We start from the raw sequence: 18,256 nt of genomic DNA, 5'->3' as shown, positions 1-18,256 counted from the left end.
TTCGACAGGCGCAACGGGCTCATGCGCTCATCACCCGCACCGGCTCGTCGAGCGGGATCGCCGAGAGGACGATCTCGGTCGAGGCGGCATCGACGTCGACCCGAATGCGGGCCGTGACCGCGCTCGGATGCGGTCGCTGAACCAGCCACGGCCCGTACTGCTCCCCTAGCTCGGGCAGGGAACTTTCCATCCACGCCAGCAGATCACCGGCCCACTGAATCATCGAGACCACCGCGCACACGGCATCTGCCACCCTCCTCGCCGACGAAACTCACCAATGAATATCGATTGAGAAAATCCCCCTTAATGCGTTTCTCCATAGTATTCACCGATTCACTATGGCGCCCTGGGGAATTCGATCCACGACCAAAGTAATTCCTAGGACAATGGGACCGGTTGTAGTCCGTTGACTGGCGAGTCGACCGCGAATTAGCGTTGCTGCTGGATTATCTGATTCCCTCAGGCCAGGAGGCAAGGCCATGAAAACTGGCAAAATATCGGCCGCTCGATCGAACGGCCGTGCGGTCCGTACGCGACCGCCGCGATTCATCTCGCCACACGAGCGCGAACATGACGACGATATTCAGCGGCTCAAGGCGGCCGCGCTGGAACTAGTGGAGATCGCCGAAAACGTGCGCGAAGTATCCCATCGGGCGACCGCGCTGGTCGGACAACCGCCGCCCTTGCGCGCGCCGCAAGCCGGAATGGCGGTGGCCTACGGTCTACTCGGCACATTGACCAACCGGCAGGGTCTCGGATTCGCCTTCACCGGCGGACTGGTCGGCGCCCTCACCGCCACCCTCGGCGGGGTGTTCGGGCAGACCAGCCTGGCGGTGCAGATCATGGTGAGTTCGCTGAGCCTGCGGATGGCGGCGCTGAAGCTGGTCCATCCGGAGCTCACCGAGGATCCCAAGCTGGTCAGGTTCATCGATGCGGCCTTCGCCGGCAACGAGATCGAGACCATCGACGCACTGCAGGTGCTGTTCAAGGATCGCGGCGCGGTCACCGGACTCAGCGGGATCGCGCCGATGTTCGCGGAGATCCTCAGCGTGAAGGCGCTGCAGGACAAGAACCCGTTCAACGACGCGTCGGCGTGGGGGGTGGCGTCGGGGAAGGCGGCACCGACCACCGGACTGCTGCTCGGGGTCTCGACCAAGGTGATGACCCGGTTCGACCGAGGAGCGGGCGGGGCACGGCCGATCGATGCCGGTCCGCATGTTTCGAACGCGCTCGCCGATGCGGGTTCCTTGCTCGGATTCCTCGGCAATATCGTGCTTTTGGGCAACGACGGGCGCATCGTCATTCAGACGATCGTGGCAAAGGACGGTGTCGAAAGATATGCCATCCAGGTGCCTGGAATGCGACCCGGGCGCGCACGCAACGAGTCACCGCAGGACCTCGTCGGCGCGTTCAGTGCCACGCTGAAAAACGAATCGACCTACAGCGGCGCCCTGCACAGCGCGATCGATCAATACGGCATCCCCGACGGCGCGGAGGTCGCGCTCATCGGGCACAGCGCGGGCGGGCCCGCCGTCATGAACCTCACCCAGGAGGCGGAGTTCTGCCGCCGCTTCAAGGTCACCCACGCCATCGCGGTCGGTTCGCCGGTGCAGCACAAACATCCGGTCGATCCCACGACATGGGTCGCCTCGATCACCAACCAGCACGACATCGTCCCGTCCTTGGACGGTATCGGCGCCGGCAGCTGTTTCGACCTGCATCCGGACTGGTGCACCGTGAGCTACACCGAGCCAGCGCATCAATTCCCCGAATGCCACAGCCCCGCCCACTATCTGCACAATCTCGAGCACCTGCTGCCGGAGGCGGTGGAATACATGGAGGAGCAACTCGCGCCCTATCACGGCGAGGTCATCAGGAGCCAGCTCTACCAAACCTACGACCAGCCGCCGAGGCCGGTCGGCTATCCGTTCCTCACCGTGCCGTCGCAAACGGTCGACACCACCTCCGGCCCCGTCCAGTTGCCGGTGATCTGCAGCGATGGTCGCGGTCTCATCGCGTTCTTCGCCGCCGACGCGAAGGCGGCCGCCGCCCTGCCCGACAGCAGGGACCTGGGCAGGCTGGTGCCGATCGCCCCTGGCCGGGTGCTTGCGGCCCTGCTCGCGATCGACCAGCGCGACGGCAGCCTCGCGCCGTTCCGCTGTCTGGCCGCGGGCCTGGTGGTGCCGGGACCCTGGAAGTCCGGGTTGAGCACGCTCACCGAGCTGCTCGGCCGAGCCGATCAGGGCGGCATCGGTTTTCGCCCGCTCGGCATGATGGTCTCGACCGACGAGGCCGACGACCTCAACCGGGAGGTGTGGGGGTATCCGTCGCTGCGCGCCGATGTGTCGGTGGCGGTAGGACCGCTGCGCACCTCGGTCGCCGCCTACGCCGAGGACGGGCAGATTCTCGGCATGAGCGGCTTGCTCGGACCCGGAATGCCTTATCCGGCCCGCGATTTGGTGTTTTACTCGCGGCTCGACCGAACTGTGCAGCGCTCGCAGATGGATATCAAGGGCCGGATCTGGGCGCATCCGGCGACGACCGCCCGGCTGAAGATCGGCCCGTCCAAGGAGCCCATCGCGCTGCGCCTGCGCGAACTCGGGCTCGACGGCGCTCGGCCGCTGTTCTGCCTGTCCACCAGGGGATTTCAGTCTCGGATCGGCGCGGGCGCCGCACTCACCACCTGACCCGACGAGCACTGCTGGCAATGAGGAGACAAGATGCGTGGGGATTCCATTCTCGACCTGTTCGCCGCCGATCGTGCGCGCCGCCCGGATCGCCCGTTGTTCACCTACGTGGACAAGACAGGCGGCGACGGTGTCGCCTTGACCCCGGATTCCCTTGCGGCCGAGGCGAATCGGGTGCGCGGGCTACTCGACGGCGCCGGGTTCGTGCCTGGGGATCGGGCCGTGCTCGCCTACCCGCACGGGCCCGAATTCATTGTGGCCCTTGTCGGTTGCCTGATGGCGGGCGTGGTGCCAGCGCCGGTGCTGCCGCCCGTGCCCGGCGGCGGGCGCGGCAACGAGGCCGGGTTCATCGCCGCGGTGCGGGACTGCCAGGCCCGTGCCGTGCTGACCTGTACCGGCTACGACGAGCTGCGAAAGTTGGCCGTTGCCAACGGTGCGTTGACCAGAGGCGGGCTGCGCTGGCCCGAGGTGCCCTGGTACGCGACCGACCAGCCGGACGCCGGTCCCGGTCCGGACCGGCCGTGGTACGCCCCAGCGAACAGTGACGAGCGCGCGATCCTGCAGTACACCTCTGGCTCTACCGGCACCCCACGCGGCGTGGTGATGACGCACCGCAGCCTGCTCGCCGAGGTCGAATCGAATATCCGCGACTACGGCATGGGGCCGTCGACCGTCGGGGTCTCCTGGCTGCCGCATTACCACGATTTCGGCCTCATCGCGGTGATCCTGAACGGGCTGAGCGGTAGTGGGCACATGTACCTGATCTCGCCGCTGGACTTCATCCGGTCACCGGCGATCTGGTTCGAGACGATGTCGCGGGTCGGCGCCACCGGTACTCCGGCACCCAACTTCTCGTTGGACCTTTCGGTCCGCCGCACCACCCCGGAGCAGCGGCGAGGCTGGGATCTCAGCCGGGTGGAGCTGGTCATGTCCGCCGGGGAACCGATCCTGCCGAGGAGTGTCGACCGCTTCTTCGACGAGTTCGCCGAGGCCGGCCTTCGCCCCGAGTCCTTCTGCCCGACGTACGGGCTGGCCGAAGCCGCGCTCAGCGTAAGTTCCTGGGGCAAAACCAGACTCACCGTCGATGCCGACGCGTTGGCCGAGGGCAGGGTGGTTCCGGTCGACGGGCCCGAGGTGCGGCGTGCCACCACCTATTTCGGCTGCGGCCGGATAACCAAACCCGACTCCCGCGTCCGCATCGTCGACCCGGACACGCACCGGCCGTGTCCGGCGGATCGGGTCGGCGAGATCTGGTTCGACTCCCCAACCAAGGGCGCGGGGTATCTCGGCCGCCCGACCGAGACCGCGGAAACCTTCTACGCCAAGGTGGCCGACGACGAGGATCCCCGCGGCTACCTGCGCACCGGGGATGTCGGTTTCTTCGCCGACGGCGAGCTGTTCATCACCGGCAGGCTGAAGGACGTGATCATCGTGCGCGGCCGCAACTATCACGCCGAGGACCTGGAAGAGAGTGTGCGCCAATGCCATCCGCTGATCCGGCCGGGCGGCATCGCGGCCTTCTCCGTCGCCGCGCCGGATGGCACGGCCGAGCAGCTGGTGGTGTTCGCGGAGACCAGCGCCGCGCCGCCGGGCGAGCCACTGACGGTGGAGATCGCCGACGCGATCCGCAAATGCCTGCGCCTGGACCACCAGATCTCGTGCGACGCAGTGGTTATCGGCGGGCCGGGGTTGGTCGCCAAGACGACGAGCGGCAAGGTGCGCCGCCGGACCTGCCGGTCGATGTATGTCGCCGGGGAGGTGCCTGGGGCGATGACCGTTGGCGGAACGGGGGCCGCCGGGTTCATCCCGTCGGCCACCCCGTGACTCGACTACCTCGCCGGATCGGCCGCAAGTAGTTCGGCGAGCCGTCCGATGCTGTCCTCCATGAGGAAATCCACCTCCGTCACATCGAGGTCGAGTTCCTCCTGGAGGACGACGGCGAGTTCGACAAGGGCCACCGAATCCAGGTCGAGGTCGGCGAAAGTCAGCTCGGGCCTGATCTTTTCCCGCGGAATAGCGAAATGCCGACTGATGACGGTGAAGATCGCGTCTCGCATCGAGGTTTCTCTGTCCATTGTCGTTCTCCTCGCGGTCGGTGCGCATTGTCGGAGAATCTGCGCATAGTTGGATCTTTGCAAGGGCCAACCGAATAGGCGAGAGGAGTAAAGGACTGAACCGAAAGTAGCTATGCCGCCCCGTAATTGCCGCAAGGAGGTAAAACGATGACAGTGCTGAACGGCGCAAGGATGGCCGCGGTCGCGGCATTGATTCCGGCCGTACTCTGCTATTTCGGACCACGAATGTACGACCTGGTAACCACGCCGCACCGGCTCGATCGCGCGGTGGTTTCGGCGGACAAATACAATCCGGCGCTGCTCCAGATCGTCGATCATGAACAAGGGACGGTGGCGGCATTCGCCCCGCTCGGCAACGCCAACGCGGCATTGCGGAGCGTGCTTGTCACCGACGCGGCCGTCGCGGCGCAGCTCGACGCGCTGATCGGGCAGATCGCCAAGGATCTCCATGGCATTCTCGAGCACGCAGGGACGAACGTCGCCACGCTGGTCGTGGCGCTGAACACCCTGCGGGCCGAGATCGATGGACTGCGCGTGCCCGCCGACGGCGCGACTACCGCGCTCACCGGTGACCGCACCACCTTGGCCGCCGTCCTCGACGATGCCCGCGGCACCGCGGCCGCCGTTCATCGCGCTCGCGTCTCCGCGGACAGCGCCGCCGATGATCTCAGCGGAAAGCGGGCGACACGGTGATCTTCTTCGGACGACCAGGCGGACCGGCCCGGCTGGTGCTGTCGATCGTGGCCGTCGGCGTGCTCGGCGTGCTCATCTTCGTGGTGACCACTCTGAATACCCGACTCGATCATCAACAGCGCGTCAACCAGATCAGCGTTACCGCGTCCGGGAGCATCGTCGACGTCAACGACAAGCTGACCAGCCAGCTGCACCAACTCACCGAACTGACCCATACCGCGCAGAGCGCGCTCGACGCCACCACCGCGCTCGGGCCGCTACTCACCCGGCTGCACGATGCGATCACCCCTGCCGCAAGGCAATTGGGGTCAAGCGCCGATGGCGCGCGGCGCACCGATGCCCAGCTGACCGATATCAACGGCATTCTCGGCGAGGTACAGAACACCATTGTGCCGCTTGTCGCTTCGGCCGGCACGTTCGGCGACCAGGGCAAGCAGCTGCTCGCCGTTTTGCAGGGACTGGTCGGCGATCTGCAGGCGTCGGTGGCCGCGGCGCACACCATCAATCGGATGCTTCCCCTGCCCGGCTGAGGCTCGACCCACCCGAACCCGACCGTCGACTGGACCCAATGATGCCCAACGACAACCCGTTACCCCGCACCGCCGTTCTCACCGCGTCCGGCCGCTACGCCGTCGCGACCGAATGGATGGGCCGACTTGCCGCCGCCATGGCCGCGGTGCTGCTCGTCCTCGTCCTGATATCCATCCAGAAGGGACTCGACGTGCAGCACAGCTCCCGCGCCATTGTGCGCAACTTTCAGGACACCAACCGCTACTTCGCCGAGCGCACCGATCTCACCGCACCGGCGACCGCACGGCAACAGATCGAACAGCTCAAAACCGTACTCACCGAGCTGAATACGGCCGCAGGCGCGGACGCCGATCAGCTCGCCGGAGTGCTGCCCGACATGCGTTCACTGCTCACCGCGGGACAGGACGACGCGAGCATCGCAAGCCAACTGCGGACGATCGCGCAGACGCTGCAGGGCGCCGCGACATCGATACACCGCATCGCCGCCGACGCGAACTCGACGGTCACCGCCGTCAACAACCAGCTCACCGCCGCGATCGGTCTCGTCGACCAGCTGAACGCCGAATTAGGCCGCACCGCCGGCAAACTCGCGCCCATCCCCCCGCAAGACGGCTTCATTCCGGCTCCAGGAGGTACCCGATGATGATCACCAGGCGGGCCTTCCTGTTGACCGTGTTCTTGTTCGGGATCACACCGGCCGTGATCCTGTCGGTAGTCAACGGCTTCCTGCCAACACCACGCGATGTCAGCGATCCACTCGGTCGCCCGTCCGCACTGAGTAACGAACTCATCGATTCAGCGGGCCAATTCGACACACTCACCACGACGCTCATTCCCAAGCACGCCCAACTCGCGTCCGGTGCACAGGCTTTCGTGCCGCTGTCGAGTGATCTACAGCAGCTCACCGACAAGGCGGGCGCGTTCTCCGGACTCGCGGCCAACCTCGGTAAGTCCACTGCGACGGTGGTTTCGGTCGCCGGGCCGCTGCCCGGCCTGCTGAATCACGTTGCGGGGCGGGTCGATCAAGCGAGTTCGACCGTCGGCGCGCTGTCTACCTCGGTGGGTTCGGTGGGTACACAGCTGGATTCGGTCCACCACGAACTGCTGACCGTCCAGGTCACCCTCGCGGCGCTCGGCCCCAAAGCCGCCACGCTCGCGGCGACGCTGGCCACCATTCAGGAGGAAGCCGCCCACGTATCGGAATTCGGTCCCCTGCTTGCCATTATCGGCCCACTGGTCAACGGCCTCGCACCGCCGCCGCATTGACCCCGTGCGAAAGAGTCCAATGCTGCGACTGTCCTGGGCACTCGCCCTCTCCCTCACCCTCTCGGCTCTCGTCGGGATCCTGATCCTGACGCGCGACCTGAGCATTACCAACGATCTGTTCAAAGATGGTGTCGCACAGGCGAAAACCATCGATCACACCACCGATGACGCGCTGCGGGGTGTGCCGAATCTCGGGCCCGCGGACGCCGCGGTCAACCAGGGCATGCCCCAGGTGGTTGGAGTTATCGACGCCCTCACCCGCGCCGATCAGACCCTCGGCACCCTGGCCGACCAGCTCCAAGCCTTGGTCGACGCCCTCGCGTCCACGGACGCTCCGCTCGCCGGCATCATCCAGGTCGGCGATTCGGCCGCCGACCAGGCCAACGTGGCGGCTGGCCAGTTGGCACAGATCTCCGACACATTGGGCAAGGCCGACGCGCAGGCGCAGCTGCTCGGACGCCGACTCGACGAGACCCTCGCGCTCGGCGCGACCGTCGACTCGAAGCTACGGGTTGCGCTGCTGCTGCCGAAGGTAGGTGGTTAGCCACTTCTCCGCTCCGCCCTGACGAGAACGCACGCTCAGCGAGGACCGACTCGCCGGGATCCATCCGCAGACCGATCGGTACGGTATGAGGAAGGTTCCGACGCGGAGGAGCTCTCGATGGACGAATTCCGGTCCAAGGCGGATCACGCGGTCGAGTCGTTGGCCGGCCGAGACGACGTGGCCCTGATCCACCACAATCGCTGCCTGACCGGGGCCGAGCTTGCCGCCCTTGTCTATCGACTTGCCGCCGCGCTGCGTGCGGCCGGGGTGTCGCCCGGTCGCCTGGTGGCGATCCACGCCGAGAACAGTCCCGAAGTCGTCGCGGTACGGATGGCAACCCACCTGCTCGGGGCCTGCGCCGCGGTCTTCCCCACGCACGCGAGCGATGAGCTGCTCTCGTTCACCGCGGCGGATGTGTTGGTCACCTCGCCCCGCTTCGCCAGGGACGGCGCCTACAGCCTCGGGCCCGCGCCTGGCCGCACCGATCTGCTGGCCATCGCGGCGACCATGCCCGCCACTCCCAGTCATGGCAACGCCGCGCCCGACGATCTGTGCTTCATCGTGTTCAGCGGCGGCACCACCGGCACTCCGAAAGGCAGCTGCCACACTTATGCCGACCACAGTGCTCTCGTCGGCGCGCTTCGTGAGCCGGGAACCCGGCTGCTGGTTGTCACGCCCCTGGCCTATCTTGCGCAAAGTCTCGTCGACGGCGCGCTGGCGTCCGGCGGTCAGGTCATCCTGCTCGACTCGCCCGTCCCCTTCGACCCCGCCGTTGTGCTCACCGCGATCGAGCGCCACCGCGTCACGAACCTGTTCCTCGTCGAACCCCAACTCTTCGCTCTCGCAACACATCCCGATCTCTCCGCGTATGACATATCGAGCCTGCGCCGCCTACTCCATCTAGGCGCTGCCGCACCCGCCGCCGCCCGCCGCACCGCATTGAACCGGCTCGGCCCGGTGCTCTGCCACGGCTACGGCAGCAGCGAAACCGGACTCGTCGCCATGCTCGAGCCGGCCGAATACACACCGGATCTACTCGACACCGCCGGAAAGCTACTGCCCCACAGGCACATCCGCTTCACCAACCCGGACGGAACACCGGCCACGTCCGGCGAACCCGGCGATATCGCGGTCGCCGGACCAGGCGTCGCCGTCGGCTATTGGCGTCGCCCCGACCTCGATTCGGCTATAGCTGACGGTTGGCTCGATACCGGCGATGTCGGTTTCCTCGATGCGGATGGCTACCTGCACATCCTCGGCCGCCGCCGCGACATGATCGGCGGCATCTTCCCCGCCCAGATCGAGAACCTGCTCTACCAACGCCCCGAAGTGCTTCTCGCGTCGGCCTTTTCGGACACAGACCACTTCCACGCCGTCGTCGTGCCCGAGCCCGGTGTCGCCGTGGATCCGGCGCGACTGGCCGCCGACGCATTGGCCGCGCTCGGTGTACCCGTCACGGTCACCCTCGCCGACCACATCCCGCTGACCGAACAGGGCAAACCCAATCCAAAGGTTGCATAGACCCGCTCACCGGCGCGAGCCAGACTGCTTATAGCTCGCCAGACAATAACTGATCCGCAGCGTAATCGGCACGCCGCGTTGCGGATTCATCATCGATGAAGGAGCACACCGTGAGCGCGGAATCCAATATCAAGACGGTCGAATCCCTCTACGCGGCCTTCGTACAGGGTGACATTCCAGGCCTCCTGGCCACCCTCGGCGAGGACATCGACTGGGCCAGTGAGACCACCTCCACCGTGGCACCCTGGTACGGCGTCCGACACGGCAAAGAGGCCGTCTCGTCCTACCTCCAGCAACTCGCCGAGACCCTGGAGGTAAAGGACTTCACCCCACTCCTGTACGCGGTCGCCGACAGCGACATACTCACCGTAGTCCGCTTCCACGCCGTCAACCGCGCCACCGACCGCCCCATCACCATGGACCTGCACCACCAATTCACCTTCCACGGCGACCACATCACCTACTTCCGCGGCACCGAGGACACCGCCCAAGTCGAGGCCACCTTCCACCCGGCCTGACCGCGGCGGCCCTGACCAGTTCGGCGGTGTCCCGGTGGAATTCGGCCCCGGTCGGTCACTCGATGATCGTCCGGTGCCGCTGCCAGTTGCGGGCGACCATGCGGAAGAAGGCCGGATTGATCACGAAGCGACGGAATGGACGGATGAAGGCCATGTACAGGGTGCCGAGTAGGCCGTTGGGGCGCACCAGGATCGTCATCTCGCCGCGGTAGTCGGTGGTCGCGTCCGATACCCAGCCGACATGCATCAGCGCGTGCACGGTCCGGCTCGCGTACTCGCCGACCCACTCTCGGTCGTTCTGATAGACCGAAACCCACGGAGCTGCACGCTGATCCGGGCCGCGGTCGCGGAAGGCCGCGTCCTCCGGTAACCGCGCGCGCAGCGAAACCACCCGCGCGTCGAGGCCGGCCCCCGGGCGGTCCAAGCCGAACCACGCGCCGAGCCGCTGGCGGACCACGTGCAGGAACATGGCCACCCGCTCGCCCTCGAAAGCGCCATCCCCGTCGGCGATCTGGCGTACCAGCTCCGCGAACTCGTGGCGCGCGCCGCGCGCGGGCAGCACCCACACGTCCTCGACCCGGAAGTCGGGCGCGACCTCGGGTAGCCGCCACCCCCGCGTGAAATAGGTGGAATTGGGCAGCCGCACGGCTCGGACCTCCAGATGTTCGGGCGATGGTGTGGGAGACAACGAGACAGACCGCGCGGGCGGGACCGCGGATACAGCTCGGTCCGGGATCGCGGCGGCCAGCCAGCCCGCCGGTTGCGGGCCGACCTCGCGGCCGAGTCCGATGGCCGGATCGTCCACGGCGTGCACCAGGCCGACCCAGCCGTGCCCGGCCAGCCAGTGCGGAACATCGTCGCGAGCCGAAAGCCAACGCGCGCCCTGTGATTCGACCCGATTCCGGGAACTGCGGCCGGCCTCGCCGAGCATGGTCGTCTGCAGGTGTTCGAGCAGCAGCTGGCTGCCCGGGGCCGCGGCCCGTCGCGCGGTCGCGAGCAGCGCGTCACCGTCCGCGTCGGACAGATACATCAACAATCCCTCGATCAGCCACACCGACGGCCGGGTCGGGTCGAATCCGGCGTCGGTCAGCGCCGTCAGCCATTCGCCGGTGAGATCGGCGGCGACCGGATGCCAGTGGCAGCGCGGCCGCAGGTCGGCCAGGTGCGCGACCGACTGCTTGAACCGGCACATATCCGGCAGATCGATCTCGAACCACTCGGCGTCGGGTGGGCAGGTGAGCCGGAACGGGCGTCCGTCCAAGCCACCGGCCAGGGTGACGATCTGTCGAACCCCGTCGCGAAGCGCGGCCTCGATACGGTCATCGAAGTACCGCGTGCGAATCGTGAAATAGGCAGGGAAGCTTGGTGTTTCGCCGAGTACCTGCCACACCATCTGCGTGCAGTGCCGCATGTCAGGATGGTCGGCGAGCGTGCCGGTGAGCCAATCGGCCAGCGGATCACGGAACAGCGCGTCGGAACGGATGCTCTCCGCATGCCGCTGCCAGGCGACGAACAGTGCGGTCTGGCCGACACCGTCGGGAACGCGCAGTTCCGCGAGGGATCGTGGGTTGACGGTGGTCATGGCGACTCCGGGGTTGGCACGGATTCATGAATTCGCGCTGCCGTTCGATCAGGCCGTTCTCGAATTCGACGGAATGGATGAAGTTGGTGACGCCACGGTTTCGCTCCGCGGAGTTGGGCGGGGGTCGGCTGGACATCACAACAGAGTCGAGGGCCGGGTCGCCGGATACAGCGCGGCCTCGGCTCGACCCCGCGGTATCGAATCCAGGTACATCGCCAGTGCACTGCCGGTGCCGGTCGGCATCAAGAACGGCGGCGTGCGGGTGGACGCGCTCGAGGTCAGGGCTGCGGGCTAGGTGTTCCCGGCATCGATGCGGACTGGCGCGTCGCGCTGATCCGTAGCTCGGACAATCCGGACGGCCACGTGATCCTGCGCGGTGGCGCCACCGCCCCCAGCTACCTCACCTCGCGGCAGCGCTCGCCGAGCACCGGGGAATGCGTGAACGGACACCGGGACACGTCACAAACCTAATAGTCGCTTCTATTCCCGCTCGACGGTCGACGCAATGCTCCGATTTTGCTGAATTACATAGTTCGACCAGTGATGCACAAAGTGCATCACTGTTTTGGGGATGCGTCGGAGAACTGCAAAGTTTGATTACTCGGCATCCTCCGTCCCCCTGAACTACGGGCTTGTCAGTACGATGATAGTAATTATCCTGTTTACCGTAACGCAGGAATCCGTAGCTTTCACATAACACCAAGTGGGGGCCGGGTGGGGTAGGGGTGGAGGCTCCGTGTGGCAAGGGGAACACTGGGTGGGGCAACCGAGCGATGACGCGGAGGAAACGACGGGGCGGTGCCGCATCAGACTGCTCGGCGCCGTCCAGGTGGACGGTCCGCGCGGGCCGATGCCGCTGCAGGGCAGTGTGCCTCGAACACTGATGGCGCGGTTGGGGATTCACCCTGGTGAACCGATCAACCGACAGGCGATGATTCGCGCCCTGTGGGACGACAGTCCGCCGCGCACCGCGCCCAACACCCTGCGCAGCCACCTGACCCGGCTGCGCGCGCAACTGTCGGCGGCGGGCTTCGGCGGGCTGATCGCCACCGACGGCATGTGGTTCGCGCTGTCCGAGGACATCGATTCCGACGCTCGAATATTCGAGGACATCGCCCGGTCCGCCAGGGAAAGGCTGGCCGCCGGAAATCCGGCGGCCGCGGTAGCGGCTATCACCCCCGGTTTGGAAATGTGGCGCGGCGATCCGCTTGCCGACTGTCGGCCGAGCGAATGGGCCCAGGCCGAATCCGCCCGCCTCACCGAACTCCGCACCGGAATGCTGGAAACGAAATTCCGCGCACAGATATTGCTCGGCGAGCGTGAGAGCATTGTGAGCGAATTAGAGCAATTCGTCTTCGACTACCCTTTCCAGGAACGCTTCTGGGGCCTGCTGATCACCGCACTGGCCAGTTCCGGGCGCCGCGCCGAGGCGCTGTCCGCCTATCAGCGAGCACGCACGATATTGACCGAGCAACTCGGTATCGAACCGGGTCACGACTTGCAACTATTGCAGACTGCGATCCTGAACGGTCAATTCGTCGGACCTGGCGAACCTATTCCGACGATCCGCCTCGCGAAGTCGGCGCCCACAGTCGAACAGCCTAGACCGACCGGCAATATAGTGCCCATCCCGCCGACAAGTTTCATCGGACGCCAATACGAACTGCCGACCTTGGTCACCCTGCTGCGCTCCACCCGGCTGTTGACCCTCACCGGCGTCGGCGGCACCGGGAAAAGCAGGCTGGCCATGGAATCCACCCGCCAGGTGTCCAACATGTTCCCCGGCGGAATCTGGTATCTCGACCTGTCCATGCTCGACCAGCCGGACCTGCTCATCCACCAGTTGCTCGAAGTTCTCGACATCCGCGACCGCACCGCGCCGACCCTGCTCGGGCAATTGATCAGTCGGCTCGCCGACGCCGATACCCTGCTGCTGCTCGACAATTGCGAGAAAATGGTCGACGCCTGTGCCGAACTCGTCGACAACCTGGTGCGCAGCCTCCCGCGACTGCGGATCCTGGTGACAAGCCGGCACGCGTTGACCCTGCAGGGCGAGCATATATTGGCGGTTCCGCCGCTCGCGTGCTCGCCCGAACTCGAAGCCAATCCCGCGGTCGATCTCTTCTGGGATCGCGCGGCGTCGACGGTGGGTGAGCTTGCCTCGCCCGGACCACGCGACCGTGCGCTCGCCGTGCAGATCTGCCAGCGGCTGGAGGGTATTCCGCTGGCCATCGAACTGGCCGCGGTGCAACTGCGAATACTGTCCCTAGACGATCTGCTACGACGGCTCACCGACCGCTTCCAGGCGCTGGCCTCCGGACATCGCAGCGCGCCGAAACGGCACCACACGCTGCGCGCCACCATCGACTGGAGTTTCGATCTCTGCTCGCCCGCCGAGCAGGTCCTGTGGGCGCGACTCTCGGTGTTCCGTGGCACCTTCGACCTCACCGCCGCCGAATACGTCTGCCATGACGAAGCCCTCGGCTCGGCCGATTTCACCTCGCTCATGGCGAATCTGGTGGAGAAATCCATTTTCGCCAGGGAGACCCACCCGGTCGGGGTTCGTTTCCGAATGCTGGACAGCGTCAGCGAATACGGCCGGGAATACCTGCGAAGATCCGGTGAGGATATCCGTATCCTGAACCGGCACAGCGATTACTATCTGCAGCTGGTCGAAAGCAGCCAACGGGCCTGGTTCGGCCCGAACCAGCTGGATCGGCTGAATAGAATCCGGATGGAGCTGGCCAACCTCCGCGCCGTCTTCGATCACTGCACCACGCACCCGGAGCAAACCGACGTCGCGCAACGGTTGTCCGCCGGACTGCACCTGCTCTGGGCGGGCTGCGACTACACCGCCGAAGGTCAGCATTGGCTGAACGTCGCGCTGGCGACGGCCAAGGAACCGTCGCCGGCCAGGGCCGCGGCGCTATGGGTCAGTGCCCGCATCGATTTCCTGCAGGGCGACCCGGTCGAGGCGCGCGCAAAATTGGACGAGGCCGCGCGGCTCGCCACCCGATTCGGCGACGAGCGCACCCTGACCTACATCATGCACATCGGCGGGTCCGGCGAGCTGATCGGCAACGACGTCGACGGCGCCAAAACCACCCTGCGCCGGGCTTATGCCCGGTATCGCGAATACGGCGGCGACAAAAGCGTGGCGACGCTGTGCGGCATTCAACTGGCAATGGCGCACGTACTCTGCGGCGACCCGCAGACCGCCGTCGAGTATCTGCGGCAAGCGCTGCAAGCATGCGCCGCCGTCGAGGAGGAGTGGATTCGCTCCTACGGGCTGTATGCCATGTCCTGTGCGATGTACGAGATGGGAAATCCGGAACAGGCATTGACGCTCGCTCTCGAAACGCTGATCATCAAACACCAGTTCCGCGACATGGTCGGCTTGGCCACCGCCTTCGAACAGGCGGCACGGCCGTTGGTCGATCTCGGTCACGGGCGCGACGCCGCCCGTGCGCTAGGCGCCGCGAACCAATGCTGGGACGCCCTCGGCAAATCCTGGTTCGGCGGATCGCGGGCATGGCAGTCGATCCACGACTACGTCAGAGAAAGGTGCGGCGCGGATCTACCAGAGCCGGTCTTCCAAGAGGAGTTCGATCGAGGTTATTCCAGACCGCTGCTTGAATTGATTCCGTTCACCACGGGCGGATGATTCCCTCGACCGGGTTGGTGGTTGTCCATCGGTTCGATCGGCACGATCGGATCGCGGCGAGTCAGGTCGACCAACGTCTGTCCCGGCCCGGCGTCGAGCAGTCCGGCGAACTCGAATTCGCGGGCGGTCGCCAGGGTTTCGCTCCAGCGCACCGGCATCGGCAACGCTCGGATCAACAGCTCCCTGATCTCGTTCGGATCGGTATGTTGGCGAGCGTCGATCGCGCACAGTAACGGTGAATGCCCGCTCCGGAACTCCTGCGCCTGCACCGCCCGCCGCCAGGCAGGCAGCACCGCGATCATCCGCGAGCTGTGCTGCGCGCCGTCGATCGGCAGCAGCTCCGCGCGCAGACCGTCCGCCCCCGCCAGCTCGATGGCCTTCGCCACGAGCGCGGCATCACCCGAAAGCACGGCCTGGCAGCCGCTGTTGATAGCGGCGACCTCCAGGACTCCGGGGACGGCGGCCCGGGTACTCCTGCGCAGCCGTTCGATCGCGTCGAGCGTTGGCGCCACTACCGACACCATGGCACCCGGCACATGCGCGTTGCGACACAATCGCCCGCGTTTCAGCGCGAGGTGCAGGCCGCTGTCGACATCGATGACCCCGGCACAGGCAGCGGCCGTGAGTTCGCCGAGGCTGTGGCCGAAGACCAGCGGCGCCCGCGTGCCACGACCGAACCGGGACTGCACCGCCACGATGCCGAGAGCGTAGATCACCGGCTGCGCCACCGCCGGGTCGAATAGGTCCAGATCATCCACCTGGAACGCGCCGAAGATGGCGAACAACTGTCGGATCAGTGGGTGCGCGCTGAAGCGCAGCAGCGCCTGTTCCAGAAGTTCGTGCGATATTCCCTCACCTGGGAACACTATCCCGAAATCGATGGCGGTCATCCGGCCTCCACTCTGGTTGTCGCGCATACATCAAGGGGGACAACGCTTTCGAGGAAGCGGTCCACGCCGGCGACGGCGGTGAAGTACCGCTCGGTAAGGACCGGATCGTCAGCGATCATGGTCAGCGCGCGGACGCGGCGATGCGGCACGAGCCGAGCACTGGCCATCGTCACCTGAAAGCGCGGTCCCAACAGCGCACACTGGGCGGCTGCGTAGCTGTGCAACGCCGCGTCCACTGCGTCCGGGTCGGCCAGACCGTCGGGTCCGAGGCCGCCGATTTTGTCGACGAGCAGTTGAGCCTGACTCAAGGCATCGGTGATGCCGTCGGCGCTGATCGAATCCTTGTGGTGCGCAGCATCACCCAACAGTACCCAGCCAGGCCCGGTCGGCTGCCGGAAGAAATTGCGCTGCGCGCCATGGCCATAGATCCGGCTGTCCAGCCGACCCGCCGCCATCCGCCGGTGCAACTCGGGTGCGGTGCCCGCGACCGCCGCCCGCAGCGCCTGCTCGGCCCTGCCGCGGATGAGCGGGAATTCCTCCTGTGGAAAGTAGGCGCCGATCAGGGTGTGCCCACCGTGGGTCGGCACACAGCCTACCCAGCGCCGCGACGCCCCATATGCCTCGAACCCGGCCGCGACACCGGCCCAGAAACCGTAATAGACGCAGGTCATTGTCGGCCGCTCCAGCGTGGTCGGCGCGCCGACGAGTGCCGCGACGGTCGATCGCATGCCGTCGGCGCCGATCACCAGCCGCGCCCTGGCCGACGCACCGTCCGGCCCGAACCGCACGCCGGCCACCCGTCCGTGCTCGGTGAGTAGACCGGTCACCGAGCACCCGTCGCGGAACTCGACACCGGCCTCGACAGCGGCGGCCGCCAACAACGGGTCGAGCACGAATCGCCGCGGCGCGTAGGCGACATCGCCACCGGCCACCTCGGCCCAGCCCCGCACTCGGACATCGCCGACCTGGTACAGCGCGCTGGTGATCGGGGGGCAGCCGGTCGCGGCGAGCCGGTCGCGCAGGCCCCACCGGTCAAGCAGTGCGACTCCGGGCTGATGGATGTACAGCGTGGAGAGCGTGTCGGACGGAAATCTGCCACGCTCCAGCATCAGTACCCGAAACCCTTTGCGCGCCAATAGCATTGCCACCGGAGCACCCGCACACCGAGCGCCGACCACGATCACGTCGTACGTACCGCGCTCCGTCATCGGCCCAGCCCCGCTTTGTCCAGCGCCTCGGCCACCGCGCGCAGCGTCGCGATCCCGGCATCGACCTCGCGGGTCAACAGGATCACCGACAGCGTCGTCACCCCCGCCGCGGCGTAGGCGGGCAGCCGGTCGGCGATCCGGGCCACCGAGCCGAGCAGGGCGGTGCGGTCCACCAGTTGGTCCGGGACAGCGGCCACCGCCGAGCGCAGCCGCCCGGCGAGGTAATGCCGCTGCACCTCGGCCGCGGCCGCGCCATAACCCATGCGCGCGGCCAGCCGGTTGTAGTAATTGTGGGTGCGACTGCCCATGCCGCCCAGGAACTGGGCGGTGTAGACACGCGCCGCCTCGCGGCAGTCGGCAAGGTCGTCGCCGACTACCGCGGGCAGGCTCACCGCGATGTCGAAGCCGGTCAGATCGCCACCACGTCCGGCGCGCAGCCTGGCCAAAGTCGTTGGCGCGTTTTCCGGTTCGAAGAGCACAGACAGCACGCCGTCGCCGATCTCCCCGGCCAACTCCAGGTTGCGCGGGCCAACAGCGGCCAGATAGATCGGCACGCGCTCGCGCACCGGCCGCATGCCGAGCCCGAGCGGCTTGCCCGGACCGCCCGGTATCGGCAGGCGATGATATTCCCCCTGATAGGACAGTGGTTTTCCGGTCGAGCGCAGCGCGGCGCGGACCACGTCGACGTATTCGCGGGTGCGCGGCAGCGGGTCATCGAACGGTTGCCCGTGCCAGCCCTCGGCGACCTGTGGCCCCGACAATCCCAGCCCGAGCCGAAAGCGCCCGTCCGACACCGCGTCCAAGGTGGCCGCGGTCATCGCGGTCATCGCCGGGGTGCGGCCCGGCATCTGCATGGCCGCGGTGCCGAGCTCGATCGTGCTGGTTTGCGCGGCCAGCCAGGCCAGCAGGGTCGCCGCGTCCGAACCGGTCTGCTCGGCGGTCCAGAGCACCGCGTAGCCGAGCTGTTCGGCTGATCGGGCCAGCACGGCCAGGCGTTCGTGGCCAGGGCGGCCGCGCACGCCGAGATAGCGCAGATTCAGTCCGAGGCGCACTAGGTCACCGCTTCCGGTGCGCAGC

At 66.7% G+C, this 18,256-nt stretch carries 18 protein-coding genes; 11 read left to right on the top strand and 7 right to left on the bottom strand.

Going from position 1 to position 18,256, the window contains the following annotated elements; translation table 11 throughout:
* Nucleotides 1-19 precede the first annotated feature (19 nt).
* Nucleotides 20-253, bottom strand: coding sequence for a hypothetical protein (locus OG203_RS43490; RefSeq protein WP_405163025.1), 234 nt, complete (start codon nt 251-253; stop codon nt 20-22).
* Nucleotides 254-479: 226 nt separating this feature from the next.
* On the opposite strand from OG203_RS43490, the gene OG203_RS43485 reads away from it, so the two are divergent.
* On the top strand, nt 480-2,687 hold the full coding sequence (locus tag OG203_RS43485) for a hypothetical protein (protein ID WP_405163024.1): 2,208 nt from the start codon (nt 480-482) through the stop codon (nt 2,685-2,687).
* A 33-nt stretch (nt 2,688-2,720) separates the two neighbouring features.
* Nucleotides 2,721-4,511, top strand: a complete 1,791-nt coding sequence (locus OG203_RS43480; RefSeq protein WP_405163023.1) for a fatty acyl-AMP ligase — start codon at nt 2,721-2,723, stop codon at nt 4,509-4,511.
* A gap of 5 nt (nt 4,512-4,516) precedes the next feature.
* On the opposite strand, the gene OG203_RS43475 is transcribed toward OG203_RS43480, so the two are convergent.
* Nucleotides 4,517-4,762: an acyl carrier protein gene (locus OG203_RS43475; protein ID WP_405163022.1), complete on the bottom strand. Its 246-nt coding sequence runs from the start codon at nt 4,760-4,762 to the stop codon at nt 4,517-4,519.
* Between the two features lie 147 nt (nt 4,763-4,909).
* On the opposite strand from OG203_RS43475, the gene OG203_RS43470 reads away from it, so the two are divergent.
* The 7 genes from OG203_RS43470 (at nt 4,910) to OG203_RS43440 (ending at nt 9,835) form a co-directional block, all read left to right on the top strand.
* A complete protein-coding gene (locus OG203_RS43470; RefSeq protein ID WP_405163021.1) occupies nt 4,910-5,455 on the top strand; it encodes a hypothetical protein in 546 nt (181 codons plus the stop codon).
* Entirely contained in the window at nt 5,452-5,985 is a 534-nt protein-coding gene (locus tag OG203_RS43465) for a hypothetical protein (RefSeq protein ID WP_405163020.1), read from the top strand. Before OG203_RS43470 ends, OG203_RS43465 begins: the two co-directional genes overlap by 4 nt.
* Nucleotides 5,986-6,023: 38 nt before the next feature.
* Nucleotides 6,024-6,629: a hypothetical protein gene (locus OG203_RS43460; protein WP_405163019.1), complete on the top strand. Its 606-nt coding sequence runs from the start codon at nt 6,024-6,026 to the stop codon at nt 6,627-6,629.
* Nucleotides 6,629-7,252, top strand: a complete 624-nt coding sequence (locus OG203_RS43455) for a hypothetical protein (protein ID WP_405168188.1) — start codon at nt 6,629-6,631, stop codon at nt 7,250-7,252. The genes OG203_RS43460 and OG203_RS43455 overlap by 1 nt, the downstream gene beginning before the upstream one ends.
* A gap of 19 nt (nt 7,253-7,271) precedes the next feature.
* A complete protein-coding gene (locus OG203_RS43450; protein ID WP_405168187.1) occupies nt 7,272-7,796 on the top strand; it encodes a hypothetical protein in 525 nt (174 codons plus the stop codon).
* A gap of 117 nt (nt 7,797-7,913) precedes the next feature.
* The gene (locus OG203_RS43445; RefSeq protein WP_405163018.1) at nt 7,914-9,317 is read left to right on the top strand and encodes a class I adenylate-forming enzyme family protein; all 1,404 of its coding nucleotides are present in this window, start codon (nt 7,914-7,916) and stop codon (nt 9,315-9,317) included.
* A 110-nt stretch (nt 9,318-9,427) separates the two neighbouring features.
* On the top strand, nt 9,428-9,835 hold the full coding sequence (locus tag OG203_RS43440; protein WP_405163017.1) for a nuclear transport factor 2 family protein: 408 nt from the start codon (nt 9,428-9,430) through the stop codon (nt 9,833-9,835).
* Between the two features lie 55 nt (nt 9,836-9,890).
* Here OG203_RS43440 and OG203_RS43435 read toward each other — a convergent pair whose 3' ends face one another.
* Nucleotides 9,891-11,351, bottom strand: coding sequence for an SAM-dependent methyltransferase (locus OG203_RS43435; RefSeq protein WP_405168186.1), 1,461 nt, complete (start codon nt 11,349-11,351; stop codon nt 9,891-9,893).
* Nucleotides 11,293-11,469: a hypothetical protein gene (locus OG203_RS43430; RefSeq protein WP_405168185.1), complete on the bottom strand. Its 177-nt coding sequence runs from the start codon at nt 11,467-11,469 to the stop codon at nt 11,293-11,295. The genes OG203_RS43435 and OG203_RS43430 overlap by 59 nt, the downstream gene beginning before the upstream one ends.
* Here OG203_RS43430 and OG203_RS43425 point away from each other — a divergent pair.
* Entirely contained in the window at nt 11,416-11,712 is a 297-nt protein-coding gene (locus tag OG203_RS43425; RefSeq protein ID WP_405168211.1) for a hypothetical protein, read from the top strand. The genes OG203_RS43430 and OG203_RS43425 overlap by 54 nt on opposite strands.
* 462 nt (nt 11,713-12,174) lie before the next feature.
* Nucleotides 12,175-15,081, top strand: a complete 2,907-nt coding sequence (locus OG203_RS43420) for an AfsR/SARP family transcriptional regulator (protein ID WP_405163016.1) — start codon at nt 12,175-12,177, stop codon at nt 15,079-15,081.
* On the opposite strand, the gene OG203_RS43415 is transcribed toward OG203_RS43420, so the two are convergent.
* From OG203_RS43415 to OG203_RS43405, 3 genes are read right to left on the bottom strand one after another with little or no spacing between them, the layout of a single operon-like run.
* Entirely contained in the window at nt 15,033-15,971 is a 939-nt protein-coding gene (locus OG203_RS43415; RefSeq protein ID WP_405163015.1) for an ACP S-malonyltransferase, read from the bottom strand. The genes OG203_RS43420 and OG203_RS43415 overlap by 49 nt on opposite strands.
* A complete protein-coding gene (locus OG203_RS43410) occupies nt 15,968-17,179 on the bottom strand; it encodes an FAD-dependent oxidoreductase (RefSeq protein WP_405163014.1) in 1,212 nt (403 codons plus the stop codon). The genes OG203_RS43415 and OG203_RS43410 overlap by 4 nt, the downstream gene beginning before the upstream one ends.
* Nucleotides 17,176-18,231: an LLM class F420-dependent oxidoreductase gene (locus OG203_RS43405; protein WP_405163013.1), complete on the bottom strand. Its 1,056-nt coding sequence runs from the start codon at nt 18,229-18,231 to the stop codon at nt 17,176-17,178. The genes OG203_RS43410 and OG203_RS43405 overlap by 4 nt, the downstream gene beginning before the upstream one ends.
* Nucleotides 18,232-18,256: the final 25 nt, after the last annotated feature.

Source organism: Nocardia sp. NBC_01499, from assembly GCF_045040275.1.
Lineage (GTDB): Bacteria > Actinomycetota > Actinomycetes > Mycobacteriales > Mycobacteriaceae > Nocardia.
This window is presented reverse-complemented; position numbering and strand designations above follow the sequence as displayed.